Here is a 14,855-nt window from a genome sequence, read left to right as displayed (position 1 = left end):
GTTGCCTCTTTTTTAATTCGTCCCAGCTTCTGTAGGAACTCTAGCCGCAAATACGGCATATCCCAGCCTTTTTCCGTATCTCAGAAGCAACCGGTCATTGGTACGACTCATTCGCTGTATATTTTTATCCTCAATCCAGTTCATATCCATCTCTCGTAAAGGGTCGTGATCGACTCCCCACTTGCCCATTGTACGCGATTGCTCCTTCACTTCAACTTTGGAGAATCCGCATCCCCTCAGTCGTTTCTTCCAAGCTGACACCGTTGCCAGTGTACGTATCCCATAAAATCGCTTCAGTCTGCGACTCATCAGCTCTGTTTTCCTTCCCGATAAAACCATTTCCCGATCGACAAGTAGTCCTCCAGGTTTTAGCACTCTTCGGTACTCAGCCAGTGCTCTGCGCCATGAGGTGAAAATCGTGACCGATTCGATAAACACCACGTCCACGTGATGATCTGGTAAGGGTAATGCTGTAGCGTCAGCTTGAATAAAACGCACATCAACCCGCTCTTTACGCGCACGCCTTACCGCTTTATCCAGCATGTGACGGTGCAGATCAACTGCAGTTACGTTGTACCCCTGACGGGCCAGATAACATGCTGTTCTTCCCGTACCACACCCAATCTCCAGAACATGAACCCCAGCAGGAAGCGATAATGAATCAAGCAGTTGCAGTGTGGCCGAAAATCCACCAGGATGAGCACTTCCTTCTCCTAAACGAGCAAGCAAATCATGATAATCCATGACTCCCCCTCCTTCCCTCCCTCCAGTCTATGGAACAAACCGAAAAACGGCTCCTGACTATGGAGATAACCGGGTACTCGTCCATACCAATCCACTCGTTTCTTACTATGATATACAAACCGTTGATTTCAGGCGGCAAACCGCAACTATGAGGGGGATATGCATGCACAGAATTCATCCGGTTTGTGAAGAAACAGTGTCACCGCATGTGGGACGCCCTGTCTGTCTTGTTATGAGAGACGGCACGCATATGTATGGCACACTTGGAGGTTGCCGGGACGGGAAGGTCTACTTGAATGAATGTTTTCAAGGTCCGCGCCTGTCTTCCGTCCAATCCAAGCAACAACTGCGCAGAGTAAGTAAAAAGAAATTATCATCAGCCAGAAAAGCTAAATCCTCAGCTTATGGTGGCTACCCATATGGCGGTGGGTACGGTGGTTATGGTGGTTATGGCGGTTACGGATACGGAGCTGGCTATGACGTTGCCCTGATTGCTACGTTGTTCCTTCTTCCATTCTTATTTATCTAAATCTCAAAACAATCAGCTATTGTATGTATATGAGCAATCAACAAAACCTCTTCTTGTCCAATTACGGAACATGAAGAGGCTTTTTTTCTGCAACAAAAAAGGCATTCGCCTTAAACGAATGCCAGGATGTTCTTATTTAATTCCCTACCTCAGTCACGGATGTTCACATTATCTAAAAAAAAACACCTCGCGAGAGGCGGGTAAGCTATATTAAATCCGATTTCCTTTAGACATCGTTTTCAGGTTACTATTCGAATTCTCAAGCAATGGCAGCATCCTAGTCGTGCTCACCATCTCAGAAGCACATATTGGACAAGTAGGTACGGTATCAAACGCAAAATTGTCCCGCATCCATCCTTTGCACGTATCACTCGTACATTCCCAGATTGCCGCATCTGCTTGTGGAATTTCTTCCAACGGTTTTTTGCGATTATACATGACTTCTACCCCCTTTGTTATGGAAACACATCTTACTGACGTTATTTCACAAAAGCCACTGCTTAGCGGAAGTGTAACATCCGCCGAACTTCTGCCTCGACAACGGTTGGGCCAACTTCATCTATAAATCAAAAAAAAGAAGCTGCCTTTATCATTATAACATGTTAAAGGCAGCTATGCTTTAATTACAGTTTTACAACTTCTTCTGCTTGAGGACCACGGTTTCCTTGTACAATTTTAAATTGCACGCGTTGACCTTCGTCCAGCGTTTTGAAGCCTTCGCCTGTAATAGCGCTGAAGTGTACGAATACATCTTCTCCGCCTTCAACTTCGATGAAACCGAAGCCTTTATCAGCGTTGAACCATTTTACTGTTCCGTTTTGCATGTGAATTACACCTCCAAATAAAGATTAACATGTTCCTTTGTTCTTTGCAGCAAGCAAATAAAAATTCACACATTGAAAAAGGTACCAGTCATAAAATATAAGTGATCGCCCTTTACAATATGTGAATTAGGTTTTCCACTCTGCTCTGTACAACTTGATTATTAGTATACCTCTAATTGATTCAAAAAGCAAATCATTGTATTTTCTTTTCAAACAGCTTTGGAAATACCTGTTTATTATCTTCATGCCATGATCAGTCTGTGTTGTCCCCTGTGAAAGATCGTCTTTCTGCGGTCTTATGAAAGGATATGCAGTTCCCATCCAACTTATACATGATCTGTGAAAATGTTCTGTCTTGCATATCCATCATACTCAGGCCACTACTGCCCATCTTACTCAGAGTCAATGCAACGATATGTCGGCACCCGACTTAACTACACAACTAAGTCCATGCCCACATAAAAGCATCGCGATCCCAAGCAACCCGCCCGCCATGAAGCTTGCGAAATGCTTTTTTCACCTCTTTGGACAAGGAAGCATTACCGTTCTCATTAACAAAAACAAAATGCTCTCCGTAATGAGTTCTTACATATTCTATTGCTACTTCCTGACGAAGCGTGCCTGTAAACTTAATCTCAGCAACCATCCATTCAGCTACGTCTTGCGCCGTCTTTTCCATTCTTTCACCTGCCGTTCTTCAATTACAACGTGGTCAATCTTTTCTTGCCTGACTTTCTACCGTCTAAAGTATACCACGATTGTGGAAAATACGAAAAATAGGAAAGGACAGAGTTAGAACGAAGGAAAATTAAACGTTCTACAATCCTTTTCAGAGCAAGTGTACCCATTCCAGAGAGAGCGTAATATAATACCTTGCATGAACAGCTTGAATGCTTCGTATGGGATGGATAAAAACATAAAAAGTAACAAAAAAGAGATACATCTAATTGTATTTTATCCTAAAATCAGGTATGGCTTATCCCTCTGCCTGTCCATTATAGTAAGACTTAAGATTGAAACTGCAGGGGCGCTTCATCTATTTAGCGTCAAATGACTATGAAACTTAGATAACGATGAAATTGATAATGCATATCGAATCAGGGAGGATTTTATGAAAGCATTTTTTCAACGATGGGGACATCTGCTGGCCATTCTATGTATACCACTTCAAGGCTCCATTTATATGTTCCTAGGTAGTCAAGCGGGAAGTGATGTATTTTACAATTATGCCTGGATTGATACACAAATTCCTTTTATCAAAGAATTTATTATTCCATATGTCAGCTGGATGCCTATTCTATATCTAAGCTTTCTCTATCTTGGTTTAACGAATAAGTCGTTATTCTGGCGGACACTGCTCATTTATAACGTCGGGGTGATGGCAGCGAATGTTTGTTTTGTGGTATTCCCCTCGTATGTACCACGTCCGGAAGTGACTGGAACAGATCTAAGCAGTGTACTCGTGCAATTCATCTATTCCAATGATGCGCCTGTGAACTGTTTTCCAAGCGTCCATTGTTTAACAAGCTACATGTTGTTCATCATTCTCAACCGACATCTGAACGTTAAACCTGCCGTGCGAATCTTCGGCTCCGTCTGGCTATGGCTCATCATTGCTTCAACTGTCTTCGTTAAACAGCATTCCATGCTGGACGTCGTTGGTGGCATTGCTTTTGCTGAAGCCGCTTATTGGACAGTTCATGTCTTTGCCAAACGTCTGGGACAGACCGCAAAAAACAGCAAGCAACCACTCCGATCCACGCAGCCAAGCCGAAATGCATAACGTAGTTCCAGGACAAACATTATAGATAAACAGGTTGCGACATGTTACATTTCAACAATAACAACAACAAAACAATAAAAAAGAGGGCTCAGATGCCCTCTTTTTTTATTGCATTCTTCAGACTAAAGTTATTGATTATAAATTCCACTAGACCAGTACGGGCTACCATTCGTTAGACTATCGGGGGACGCTCATGCAAGAGATCGGAGGGTGGGCTGCCCATAAGCCGTTTGAATATGCGGTAAAAATAAGACAGATCCCGGTAGCCGAGAAATTCGGCAATTTCCTGAATAGAGAGCTGCGACTCGGTGAGCAGGTACAGAGCCCTTTTCATCCGTTGGTCATGAACGTACTCGCTAATCGTCTGATTCGTTACAGTTTTGAACAGGGAGGCAGCATAATTGGGAGACTTTCCGATCTCGTCACCAAGCTCTTCCTTCGTTACCTTCTCCCGATAATGCTGCTCAATATACCGTTTCATCCGTTCCACGTACCGATGCCTCTCTGGCGGAATGATACCGCGATCGAGTTCCCGGTTAATATAAATTAGGACTTCCATCAATAAGGCCTGGCTCATCATGACATAATAAGAAGGACGCTCTTCCCATTGTTGCTGAATGCCCTTCATTCGCTGATGAATCAATTCGTAACAGCCTGGTTTATGCCTCAAAGGTTCACACTGTTCGAGTGCAGGCAGTTCTGCAGTCTCATTTTGCCTCAACAAAATAACAAACTGGGTGTGCGTAACCGTTGGAATACTCTTTCCATAATAGGGTGTACCACCAGGAATAAGTAACAATTCACCCTTTTCCATGATCTGTTTATCTCCGTTCACCCAATATACACATTTTCCATATGTAACCAAGCTAAGACGCCAAATCCCTTGTGGTTGCACGGCTTCTTCGTACCACCCTACGCCATTCACATGATGTACTTCAAGTGGAGTAACCATATAACACCTCATTATCGGACTATACTCTAATCATTGTACTATAGTTCATATCGTGATTCGACAGAAAACGCTACAATGTACACATAAGCACTAAATATGAGGAGGATATTAGCATGTTGAAAACCAAAATTATCTGTACTATGGGACCTGCTTGTGACTCAATCGAAACGTTGAAAGTAATGATTCAGGAAGGTATGACAGTTGCCCGTCTAAATATGGCTCATGGAGAGCTGGAAGATCACGTGGGACGGATTAACAATATCCGTACAGCTGCTGCTGAACTGAACAAATATATCCCCATTATGATGGATATCAAAGGACCGGAAGTACGGATCGGTAAATTAAAAGAGGCTTCGGTTCACTTGCAGGCAGGTAAAGAACTTACGCTGACTACTGAGGATATTCTTGGCGATGTAGAGCGGATCTCTGTAAACTATCCTGAATTGAATCTGGTTGTTAAACCAGGAGATCGCATTCTGATTGACGACGGCTTGGTTGATCTGACTGTATTGTCTGTCGAAGGTTCAGAGATTCACTGCAAAATCATCAGCGGCGGTATCCTGAAACCACGTAAAGGTGTGAACCTGCCGGGAATCAAAACGACTTTGCCAGGCGTAACCGAGCGTGACGTAATGCACATCGGATTCGGAATCGAGAACAACATCGAGATTATCGCAGCATCCTTTGTTCGTAAAGGCGATGACATTCGTGAAATCCGTAGCATTCTCAAAGAACGCGGTCAAGACCATGTACAGATCATCTCCAAAATCGAGAACCAAGAAGGCATGACCAACCTGGATGATATCATCGAAGCATCCGACGGCATTATGGTAGCTCGTGGTGACCTCGGGGTTGAAGTTCCTATTGAAGACGTACCGATGATGCAAAAAGAAATGATCGACAAATGTAACAAAGCCGGCAAACCGGTTATCGTCGCTACACACATGTTGGAATCCATGCAAGTAAATCCTCGTCCAACACGTTCTGAGGTAAGTGACGTGGCAAATGCGGTACTGCAAGGCGCAGACGTTGTAATGTTGTCTGGCGAATCCGCTGCTGGTAAATATCCGATCCAATCTGTTCGTACAATGGCTGCTGTTGCACGTCGCGCAGAAACAATGATCGATTACAAAGAACAATTCAACCAAAAGTCTGCGCAGCAAGTGGCTGACATTACCGAAGTTATCAGTCAGGGAGCAGTGAGTTCTTCCCTCGTTCTGAATGCTAAAGCGATTATTACTTCGACAGAGAGTGGTTTCACAGCTCGCATGATCTCCAAATATCGTCCAAAAGCACCGATCATCGCAGTCACTCAACATGAGGAAGTGCTATCCAAAATCTGCCTTCTCTCCGGCGTTATTCCGGTAATGGGTGATAAAGTGACAACAACGGATGAAATGTTCGAATCTGCAACACGCAATGCGATCAAAACAGGTTACATTGAAAAAGGTGACATTATCGTATTGTCAGCTGGTGTGCCAATCGGCCAATCCGGTAACACCAACCTGATTAAAGTACTGCAAGTATAATTACGAATCGCGGCATAGCGAAAAAGTATGAAATCAAAAATCCACCGGGATGTGAAATCCGGTGGATTTTTTGGTTTTCCTCTTTTACTTACTAAATTAAAAGCTGAACGAGAAAAAATCGATCTATTTTTTTACACAGAAACGGAGAGGGCAGAAAAAACCTGGAAAAGCGAAGCGCTCGCCTTTATCACCGGATTTTACCCTTTAGGAAAGGGAACAAAAAAATCTGGGGATAACAGCGATTGAAAGGTTATTCTGTCATCGGAGTGTTCCGTGTAAACACCTTACTTCAATTAACATCGTTCTACAAGTTGCGCGAATAGTTAACCAGATCCTGTGACATGTTGTTGATCTCATCCATTGAGGCATTGACCTGCTGCGTCAGGGCTGCCTGATTCTGAGTCAATGTGGACATGTTACCGATATGCTGCAAAATATGATCAATTAACGTTTTCATTTTCTGCATGCTATCTTCAATGTTGACCGTTGCCTCCGAACTGTGATCAGCCAACTTCCGCACTTCCCCAGCTACAACGCCGAAGCCCAAACCGAGTTCGCCTGCACGTGCGGCTTCGATGGCTGCATTCAAACCGAGCAGATTCGTCTGGCTGGCAATCTCTCGAATAAACGCTGTAATACTCTTCGTATCGTCCACACTATTTCGAACTTGCGTTGCCGCATCAGCGGATAACTCCTGAGCATTAACCAGCTCCTGTGCCTGATCCGTAATGGAGTTAATGCCGTTCACCATCTCTTCGATGGAGTCGGACAATTGTTTTGTTTTCAAATTCATCGCTTCAACAATGACTTCTTTGTTCTTCTGGTGAGTAACATCCCGAATCGTACCAGCAACACGAAGCGGTACCCCGTTCTCGTCACGAATGGTTTCACCACCCGCATGATACCAGCGATACTCCCCGTCTTTCCGTTGCAAACGGTAATCGAGATCATACGGCGTTCTGCCACTGTAGTCATTCATATGTTTGGCAAAATCATTGATGACACGGTCATGGTCTTCAGGGTGAAGACGAGAGCTCCAGCTGCTGAACACATTCGGAAAATCTTCTTCATTCTTGAAACCGAGTTCTCTTCGGAATTGTGGCGACCACCAGAATTCATTGTTTGGATTGACTACATCCCCGGCAACGACCGTCATATCCCACGGCGCTTCTACAAGTGCACGGTTGACGAGATCATAACGGGTAACAAGCGCCTCGAGTTCATCTGACTTGATCTTCTCCTCATGAACGTCGAACATGACTCCAATTAACTTAACCGGAGCACCTGTAGCATCTCTCAGAAGTCGTCCAAGACATCTGAACCAACGAACATCTCCGTTTTTCAAAACCATACGGCTTGTAACATTATATCCCGCTTGGTCATTCGGATCATTCACATGTCTCGTAATATCCTCCACAAGCTGTGGTCTGTCCTCTGGGTGCACAGATTTAGCCCAACTGGCGAATTCATTGGGGAAGTCCTTCGAATTACTATAGCCCAGCATCTTCCGGAACTCTTCCGAGAATGAAACGATGTTATTGTGATCCAGCGGATTACCTGCAACGATCTTCGACTCCCATATCGCCGCTTGGAGTGCCTGATTCAACATGGTAAGACGCATTTGCGCAACCTCATGCTGTGATTGCATCAGTTGTACTGCTTTTTGAATATTTCCCAAAATTTCATCATTGCCTTGTGCATCAGCATCTGTCCCGCTCCAAAACTGGCCCTTCTGAGCGTTCTCAAGTAAACGACGGCTGTAACTCAGCAATTGTTCACGTGAATCTATACGATTTGATTTGCTTACTTCACTACGTTTCAAAAACATCGCGGTATCCCCTCTTATGTAAGGTGTCTTTATATATTCTTCGACATATATTGACAATAAGTGTAGGTCTAAAGTCTCCAATGTAAAAAAAAAACGCAAATCCCCCTCAGTTGGAGAAGATCCACGTTGTTAGATGATATTCTGTTTTTTGTATAACTCCGATTTACGTAAAAATAATTCTCTACGACCATCCGAAATTAAGCGTCTTGCCCGTCTCTACCCATGTCTTGATGTTGCTTAGAATCATCCACCAGCTATTCTGCGCATTGGCAAAGGAAGGATGATTTTCTGTAAACTCATCATTGATCAGCGTCAGCTTGGTACACTCCCCTACGTTCTCCAACTGAAAGATGACTCTCGACTGAAGCTCGGCATGATTGGAATGATACGAGGGCCCTGGATGTTCTAGGTAGCCAAGTGTGGAGAGCGGCTCAAACTCCAGAATTTCACCATATACATGGACGGTTTCCTCACCATCATTACCGGGCCCGACATAAGCAAAGGGCTGTCCAGGTTGAAAATTCGAGCGAAGCTCACTGCCAAAGAAGCTACTGCGCGTACCCTCCGAGGAAATCAGGGCATTCCATACTTCTTCACGTCCTGCATTGATATAAAATTCATATTTTAATTCCATCAGCTACGCACTCCCTTTCATACACTCAAACTACGGTTGTTTTTCCCGTATTTCTATCCTACCTTTAAACCCTATTGCTCGTATTGTAAAAACGCGACAACGACGAAAAATCCGTTATACTAAAGAAGATTCATTCAGCCAGATCGCTTCACCATCTTTTCCAGAAAGGAAGGGGAGTACACAGGTGATGAACAAGACAGACAAGCTCGATCCGCCCCCCATGGGTTTGCTTCATCTGGAAGTAGGCAGGCAACAATATCAGTTACTGCGGTTGCCTCCAGCCGAGGTACTGAATCCATTTGTCAAACATTACTGGATGGTGTACTGGGATCTTGCGGGCAGTGACCCGTATCCCCAGCATGTCGTGCCTAACCCCTGCGTCAATCTGGTTGTTGAACGAAACAAAACATTTTTTTTCGGGCCTTCTGATCAAAAGTTTACGTACGCTATTCACGGCAAAGGTTGTGTTTTTGGCGTAAAGTTCAGACCGGGAGGATTCTATCCCTTCCTTCAGGCACCCGTTTCTACTCTCTACGGGAAACCACTTGAGGTATCGGGTCTGCTCGGCATCCGTGCCGGAGCATTAGAAGATATTTTGCTTGGTGAAGACGCTATGGAGGAAAAAGCCCGCTATATGGATCAAATGCTTTCTGCACGCCTTCCCGCGAAGGACATTGACGCAAGTTTAACCTGTGCTATTGTGCAGCATATTGAGCAAGATCGGGATATGCTGAGAGTAGATCAGCTGTCATCCCACTGGAATCTGCATACACGCAAACTCCAGCGTCTGTTTAATCAATATGTCGGTATCAGCCCCAAAACAGTCATCCAATTATATCGTCTGCAAAATGCCTCTGAATGCATCGAACGCGGCTTAGCCTGCGACCTGGGCAAGTTATCTCAAGACCTGGGATACCATGATCAATCTCATTTTATTAAAGACTTCAAATCCATCATTGGCAGCACACCCGAAGAGTATATGCTGTTGTCTGCATCTGTTCCATGAAGCAGAAGCGGAAACCATGCAGGATGAGAATCTATGAAATACAGCCACCAGGATAGATACCTAAGGCAAACGGATCACTTCAATCGTGTCACCTGTATGAATGGTACCCTCACGTTCAACGGAACAGACGATACCGCGTTTCTTGCGGGCGGCCGGCACAAACTTTTTGCGCAAACCCTCCTGTCCGTAGAACTGTTCAATGACTTTTCCAGGATGCACACAAGGCAGGTTCTCTCCTTTACAGATCAAGCCTGTTCCATCAGGAAACAGAAGTCTGGTTCCCACGGGCAGTTCAGTCAATTGCTCTATACCTCGAACCAGTATATTGGCACCAAGCCACTCGGGACGCACTTCCGGAATGTTCATCTTCTGGGCGATCAAAGCGCACTCTTCCTCAGAAACGATGCTGATCTGCCGGCGATTGGCAATCGGCGTACCCCGTTTGTAGATTTTCTGACGGGAATCTGCTGGTCTTAACAGACCGTAATGCCGATCACCGGGTATTCCAGCAAGTTCAATATCTATAAAGGGCACTACCCTTGTTACAAATGTAGACGGATCATCTGCAAGCAGAACAAATTGAGCTGTTCCCATTAAACTTCCCTCCCTTTCTGGATCATTCACTTTCTGAATCATTCACTTTCCCCTGTTACTCTAAGTGTTATTACTCTGTGTATGAATCTTTGATAATCGGTAGATGCTGATAGGTAAAAGGTATGTCTTATTATCTTACCCACTTTTCGAAGTTAGAAGAAAATCACGAATAAAATTCAATTACAGTATACGCAATTAAATTGCAAAAAATTAATTTGAAATTCCACGTTTATATGCTAATCTATATATTAAGTATGTTAGGAGTTCATTACATAGTAGAAAGCAGGGTGTTTCTTTTGATAGGTACTATTTTTGTCGCTCTTGTAGCTGTTGAACACTTCTATATCATGATTATGGAGATGTTCATGTGGACACGTCCACGCACGATGAAAACGTTTGGCACTACACCGGAGTTTGCTAACTCCACCAAAGCTCTTGCCGCTAATCAGGGTCTGTACAACGGTTTTCTTGCAGCCGGTCTGATCTGGGGCCTGTTGTATCCGGATTCCAGTGTAGGGCTTCATATTCAGATTTTCTTCTTAGCATGTGTAATCATTGCGGCTCTCTACGGTGGTGCAACTTCTTCACGATCCATTATTATCAAACAGGGCTTGCCGGCAATCATTGCACTTTTGCTTGTATTGTTCCTGTAGCTTGTTTCAAACGAGCATAATCTGCGACTGGACCCTCGGATATGGTAAGGTAGGAAGTATATCTTGCCAATCACCAGAATGGTTCTGGGAGTAGAAAGGGGAACATGTCATGGGACTGTTTGACAAGCTGCGTCGGCGCAAAAAGGAAAAGGTACAATCCAGCGTTGTTGCTCCACAGACGGATTATAGTCAAACCATTGTCGGATTTGTGCTATTAGAACGGGAAGACTGTGATTTTAATCTTTTTGTCGACCGGATGAAGATGGAATGGAATATTGAGATTAATGAACAAGCCGAGGAAGGCAACCTCTTCTTTGAAGTTGATGGAATGCAGGTCGTGTGCGCTCACATTGCCGCACCTGTACCCGATCGCGAGGTCGAGGAGAATGCGAAGTTAAACATTCTTTGGCCAGAAGCTGAACAGGTAACTGCAAGGCACCAGTCTCAGATCATTGTATCTGTTCTGAATGCAACAGATGCTATTCAAGGACACATCCTTTTTACTCAAACCGCATCCGCATTACTGCAATTGGATCATGCTCTCGCAATCTACATGTCTCCACTTGTCGTTGAAGCAGGTAAGTATGTGGAGGTAAGCCGTGGGCTCAAAGAGGATGAATTACCGGTACCTCTGTGGGTGTTCATTGGTCTGTATCAAAACACCGAAGGTGCTTCAGCTTATACGTACGGCCTGCGTAACTTCGGGAAAGTTGAGATGGAGATTACTGGATCGCCCAAGCCATTAAGTGATGTCTTTGAGATGATGTTTATGACAACTACCTATGTTGTTGAAAATGATGTTACCCTGCATGATGGTGAAACTCTTGGATTCACTCCAGAGCAGAAATTAAGCATTACTCTTTCCAAGGGAATTGCTACGGAAGGGGAAAGCCTGAAGATTGGCTTATAACCGTTCCTGGTACTTCCCTAGCAATACTGATATTCATAAAAGCCGTCTGGGGATTTATTCCGGGCGGCTTTTTATGATTCAACAAAAAAATAGTCCATTCGTACTATGATGATATGTGTATACATTTTTATTTAACGTGTAAAGGAGTATGATTAATAGGCCATTAGGCTTACACACATAAATTGATGAATGAGGAGTTGCCTGTATGTCTGTTAGACGTTTGGATTCACCTAAACCCATTATTGAGATTGTCTGGGAAGGGATTGTTTCACCAGAGCAGGTTGAACACGTTAATACGGAGATCGAGAGAATTGCTCCCGAGCTGGGTAACGCATTTGATGTGCTCGTCGACATGAGAAATTTGAAAGCCTTTCCACAAGATACCAAAGATAAGATGGTTGCACATCAAAAACGAGCAAAAGAACTGGGCATGAAGCGGGCTAGTGTAGCTGTAGGTGGAGCGATCGCCAAGATGCAACTTAATCGAATCTCCAAAGAATCAGAACATCAGACGGAATTTCAATGGGAAACATATGATGAGGCATTGGCATTTTTATTGAAATAAACATGCGAAATATAACTCTTATATAGACAATGGGGTTCTCCAGCGGGGAGCCTCTTTTTGGCATTGGAACATTTAGGCCGCTAACTTTTGAGAAAGAACTAAAATTTGATTTCGAAATGACGATATATTGCATAAGCTTGCCAAGAAAAAAGAGATTAGCATGTGGGGGGAATTGGAATGAAGCTCAAACCTAAATTAATGATGATGTTTCTGACAGCTGTGCTGATCGCTGCATTGCCAATCGCATTACTTGGTTTGTATCAGACGGAGAAACAAGCCACTCGTAATGTTGACTCCGCACTTAAGGGTGTGATGGCCTCTTCGGCTAACCAGTTGGACGGCTGGATTTCAAGTAATGCCAAAATTATTGAAACATTAGGCTTTGTTATTGAAGATGGCGTACCTGAAGGGGCGCTTACTGAAGACTATTTTAATGTTATGAACAAAGGCAGTAATAAAGAAAATCTGTCTGATCTATATTTTGGCTCGGAAAAGGACGGGACTTTCATGAACGGTTCCGACTGGTCTCCAGATGCCGGCTATGATCCCCGTAAACGTCCATGGTATGAGCAGGCTAAACAAGCGGATGCTCTGATGTTCTCCGACCCTTACCAGGATATGATGACCAAAGAGTATGCCGTATCCATCGCGATGCCTGTACATAACAAGGAAGGGGGTCTGCAAGGTGTCGTTGCAGGCGACCTATTGCTCTCTAAATTAACGGACACGGTCAAAAAAATTAATCTGAACGGACTCGGGTATTCCTTTTTAATAGACAAAAACGGGTTACTTCTCGCTCATCCAGACGCTAAAATCGTGAACACATCTGTTAAAGATAATCCTGAATTAAGCCCCCTGCTCGCAGATATGCAGAGTAACCCTTCAGGGGAGAAGTCGTTTCAATCTAACGGCGAAGATTACCTGTTATTCTATAACCAGATTCCTAGTACAGGCTGGGTGATTGGTTCCGTGATTTCAAAAAAACTTGCCTATGCTGAATTTTATCAGTTGCGTAATAACTATATTCTAATTATTGGAGCTACACTTCTGGCTGTACTGGCAGGAGCTTACTGGATTGCGACACTGTTCATCAAACCGTTGAAACAGCTGCACCAGACTTCCATGCAAATGTCAGGCGGTGACTTCACGGGACGGGTTAACGCGAAGGGCAAAGATGAATTTGCCGAACTCGGCATCGCCTTTAACCAGATGTCAGATCAACTCGGCACACTGCTACGCCAAGTCACCACCTCGGCTGACCGGGTACACAGCATATCAGGAGAGATGCAGGAACACACGGAAAATACCAAACGAATTGCTGAACAAATCTCGATTGCCACAGATGAGCTGGCTCAAGGCTCCAGCACACAAGCTGAATCCGTCTACGATGGATCAGGTCGTCTGGCTATTATGAGTGACAATGTTGGGGGTATTAACCGCAGTGTAGAACAATCGGTGGAGATGATACGTGACGCCGGTGAAGCGATGCTCACAGGTCTGCAAGCCGTGGATCACCAGGTTGAACTGGCAGACGGCAATCGTCACTCCATTGACCGGGTAGGTGAATCCATTACACTGCTTGCCGACAAGTCTCAGAAGATTGAGGGCATCGTTGCTATGATTCAAGGTATCGCCTCTCAAACCAATCTGCTGGCGTTAAATGCTTCAATTGAAGCCGCACGAGCAGGTGAACACGGACGGGGCTTCGCTGTTGTGGCAGAAGAAGTACGCAAACTTGCCGAGCAATCTGCCGCTTCTGCCAAAGACATTATCATACTGCTGAATGAAATTCAGACTGCCAGCGGCATGAGTGTTAACGAAGTACGCACTGCTGAACAGGGTGTGGAACAACAGGTTGCTGCCGTGCACAATATGCGTGAATCCTTTGTCCGCATTCAACAGTCGATTGAGGGCATTGAAGTTCAGTTGAAACAAGTCTCCTCTGCAACGACGGAACTGGACGACAATGCTGGCAAAGTTGCCGAGGTGATCTCCAGCGTTGCGGCGATGTCGGAGCAAAGCGCTGCTTCGACGGAAGAAGTGGCTTCTTCCACACAAGAGCAATTCAATTATATTACCAGCATCTCCGAGCGCTCCAATGAATTGGCTGAGCAGTCCAAAGCATTGGCCGGCGAGGTGAAAAAGTTTAAAGTGTAATCTTCAATATCGATACGGATGACCTCTGCAAAAGGAAATGCATATCCAAGCTGATTAAATCAAAAAATCAGTATTATAGATATAAAAAACAGACCTCATTATGCTCCCAGATGGTGCATAATGAGGTCTGTTTACTGTTTGGTTATG

General features: G+C 44.4%; 17 protein-coding genes. 9 read left to right on the top strand and 8 right to left on the bottom strand.

Annotation, left to right across the window (positions count from 1 at the left end; translation table 11 throughout):
* Positions 1–12: 12 nt before the first annotated feature.
* Positions 13–744: a class I SAM-dependent methyltransferase gene (locus MKY23_RS01620; RefSeq protein WP_154892210.1), complete on the bottom strand. Its 732-nt coding sequence runs from the start codon at positions 742–744 to the stop codon at positions 13–15.
* A 163-nt stretch (positions 745–907) separates the two neighbouring features.
* Here MKY23_RS01620 and MKY23_RS01615 point away from each other — a divergent pair, with 163 nt between their 5' ends.
* Positions 908–1,273, top strand: a complete 366-nt coding sequence (locus tag MKY23_RS01615; RefSeq protein WP_339834813.1) for a hypothetical protein — start codon at positions 908–910, stop codon at positions 1,271–1,273.
* Positions 1,274–1,483: 210 nt separating this feature from the next.
* On the opposite strand, the gene MKY23_RS01610 is transcribed toward MKY23_RS01615, so the two are convergent.
* The 3 genes from MKY23_RS01610 to MKY23_RS01600 all read right to left on the bottom strand — a co-directional run bounded on the left by MKY23_RS01610 (position 1,484) and on the right by MKY23_RS01600 (position 2,776).
* On the bottom strand, positions 1,484–1,711 hold the full coding sequence (locus MKY23_RS01610) for a cold-shock protein (RefSeq protein WP_090924970.1): 228 nt from the start codon (positions 1,709–1,711) through the stop codon (positions 1,484–1,486).
* A 185-nt stretch (positions 1,712–1,896) separates the two neighbouring features.
* Positions 1,897–2,097, bottom strand: coding sequence for a cold-shock protein (locus tag MKY23_RS01605; protein WP_024633772.1), 201 nt, complete (start codon positions 2,095–2,097; stop codon positions 1,897–1,899).
* A gap of 442 nt (positions 2,098–2,539) precedes the next feature.
* Entirely contained in the window at positions 2,540–2,776 is a 237-nt protein-coding gene (locus MKY23_RS01600) for a hypothetical protein (RefSeq protein WP_145336681.1), read from the bottom strand.
* A 432-nt stretch (positions 2,777–3,208) separates the two neighbouring features.
* Here MKY23_RS01600 and MKY23_RS01595 point away from each other — a divergent pair, with 432 nt between their 5' ends.
* A complete protein-coding gene (locus MKY23_RS01595) occupies positions 3,209–3,880 on the top strand; it encodes a phosphatase PAP2 family protein (RefSeq protein WP_090924972.1) in 672 nt (223 codons plus the stop codon).
* A 172-nt stretch (positions 3,881–4,052) separates the two neighbouring features.
* On the opposite strand, the gene MKY23_RS01590 is transcribed toward MKY23_RS01595, so the two are convergent.
* On the bottom strand, positions 4,053–4,832 hold the full coding sequence (locus MKY23_RS01590) for an AraC family transcriptional regulator (RefSeq protein WP_154892212.1): 780 nt from the start codon (positions 4,830–4,832) through the stop codon (positions 4,053–4,055).
* 113 nt (positions 4,833–4,945) lie between these two features.
* Here MKY23_RS01590 and pyk point away from each other — a divergent pair, with 113 nt between their 5' ends.
* Entirely contained in the window at positions 4,946–6,361 is a 1,416-nt protein-coding gene (gene pyk / locus MKY23_RS01585) for a pyruvate kinase (protein ID WP_090924974.1), read from the top strand.
* Between the two features lie 27 nt (positions 6,362–6,388).
* The gene (locus tag MKY23_RS01580) at positions 6,389–6,607 is read left to right on the top strand and encodes a hypothetical protein (protein WP_339834806.1); all 219 of its coding nucleotides are present in this window, start codon (positions 6,389–6,391) and stop codon (positions 6,605–6,607) included.
* Positions 6,608–6,665: 58 nt separating this feature from the next.
* On the opposite strand, the gene MKY23_RS01575 is transcribed toward MKY23_RS01580, so the two are convergent.
* Entirely contained in the window at positions 6,666–8,189 is a 1,524-nt protein-coding gene (locus MKY23_RS01575) for a PAS domain-containing protein (RefSeq protein WP_339834803.1), read from the bottom strand.
* Between the two features lie 181 nt (positions 8,190–8,370).
* Positions 8,371–8,823: an SRPBCC family protein gene (locus MKY23_RS01570; RefSeq protein WP_339834801.1), complete on the bottom strand. Its 453-nt coding sequence runs from the start codon at positions 8,821–8,823 to the stop codon at positions 8,371–8,373.
* Between the two features lie 187 nt (positions 8,824–9,010).
* Between MKY23_RS01570 and MKY23_RS01565 the strand changes: the two genes are divergently transcribed.
* Positions 9,011–9,829 (top strand): helix-turn-helix transcriptional regulator, encoded by an 819-nt coding sequence (locus MKY23_RS01565; RefSeq protein WP_339839140.1) that lies wholly within the window; start codon positions 9,011–9,013, stop codon positions 9,827–9,829.
* Between the two features lie 60 nt (positions 9,830–9,889).
* Here MKY23_RS01565 and MKY23_RS01560 read toward each other — a convergent pair whose 3' ends face one another.
* Positions 9,890–10,423 carry an MOSC domain-containing protein gene (locus MKY23_RS01560; protein WP_339834798.1) on the bottom strand — a complete coding sequence of 178 codons (534 nt, stop codon included), beginning with the start codon at positions 10,421–10,423 and terminating at the stop codon, positions 9,890–9,892.
* A 254-nt stretch (positions 10,424–10,677) separates the two neighbouring features.
* On the opposite strand from MKY23_RS01560, the gene MKY23_RS01555 reads away from it, so the two are divergent.
* The 4 genes from MKY23_RS01555 (at position 10,678) to MKY23_RS01540 (ending at position 14,708) form a co-directional block, all read left to right on the top strand.
* Positions 10,678–11,076, top strand: a complete 399-nt coding sequence (locus MKY23_RS01555; protein WP_090924989.1) for a DUF1304 domain-containing protein — start codon at positions 10,678–10,680, stop codon at positions 11,074–11,076.
* Between the two features lie 109 nt (positions 11,077–11,185).
* Positions 11,186–11,986, top strand: a complete 801-nt coding sequence (locus MKY23_RS01550) for a DUF4261 domain-containing protein (RefSeq protein WP_339834794.1) — start codon at positions 11,186–11,188, stop codon at positions 11,984–11,986.
* Between the two features lie 205 nt (positions 11,987–12,191).
* A complete protein-coding gene (locus MKY23_RS01545; RefSeq protein WP_090924980.1) occupies positions 12,192–12,551 on the top strand; it encodes a hypothetical protein in 360 nt (119 codons plus the stop codon).
* Positions 12,552–12,728: 177 nt separating this feature from the next.
* Positions 12,729–14,708: a methyl-accepting chemotaxis protein gene (locus MKY23_RS01540; RefSeq protein WP_221788346.1), complete on the top strand. Its 1,980-nt coding sequence runs from the start codon at positions 12,729–12,731 to the stop codon at positions 14,706–14,708.
* The last annotated feature ends 147 nt before the right edge of the window (positions 14,709–14,855 follow it).

This window comes from Paenibacillus sp. FSL R7-0272 (assembly GCF_037969905.1).
In the GTDB taxonomy this organism is placed as follows: domain Bacteria; phylum Bacillota; class Bacilli; order Paenibacillales; family Paenibacillaceae; genus Paenibacillus; species Paenibacillus polysaccharolyticus.
This window is presented reverse-complemented; position numbering and strand designations above follow the sequence as displayed.